This window comes from Vibrio ouci (assembly GCF_004551525.1).
GTDB classification, from domain to species: Bacteria; Pseudomonadota; Gammaproteobacteria; order Enterobacterales; family Vibrionaceae; genus Vibrio; species Vibrio ouci.
Genome location: NZ_SATR01000328.1, coordinates 1 through 520 on the forward strand (window position 1 = coordinate 1; position 520 = coordinate 520).

Here is a 520-nt window from a genome sequence, read left to right on the forward strand (position 1 = left end):
AATTAAAGAATTTGCTTGGCGACCATAGCGATTTGGACCCACCTGATTTCCATGCCGAACTCAGAAGTGAAACGAATTAGCGCCGATGGTAGTGTGGGGTTTCCCCATGTGAGAGTAGGACATCGCCAGGCTTTAAATTTAGACTTAGGTCTAACCAGTGCGGAGCGGTAGTTCAGTTGGTTAGAATACCGGCCTGTCACGCCGGGGGTCGCGGGTTCGAGTCCCGTCCGCTCCGCCACTTATTTAAAAACCCAGTCTTCGGACTGGGTTTTGTCGTTTTAAGGCGAAGCAATTTCCCCTTTCAGGGAACGAGTCCCGGTTGCCCGCAACCCCGGCCGTCCACCACTTATTTAGAAAGCCTAGTCTTACGACTTAATGCCGATCGGTTTAGAGACTTGAATGATCTTCGGGWCGTATGATAATCCCCACTAACAAAGTTAGTGGGGATTTTTTATGTTGGCTCAAGAATTAGTACTGGCTCATGAAACGATTGAAGATGCTACAGACTAYGAGTCTGTCG

Annotated in this window: 1 tRNA gene and 1 rRNA gene; both read left to right on the forward strand. The window is 48.8% G+C overall.

From position 1 onward, the window contains the following. Positions 1 to 14 precede the first annotated feature (14 nt). Positions 15 to 131: ribosomal RNA gene (rrf, locus tag ELS82_RS25870) — 5S ribosomal RNA — on the forward strand. 30 nt (positions 132 to 161) lie between these two features. After that, a tRNA-Asp gene (locus ELS82_RS25875) sits at positions 162 to 238 on the forward strand. The last annotated feature ends 282 nt before the right edge of the window (positions 239 to 520 follow it).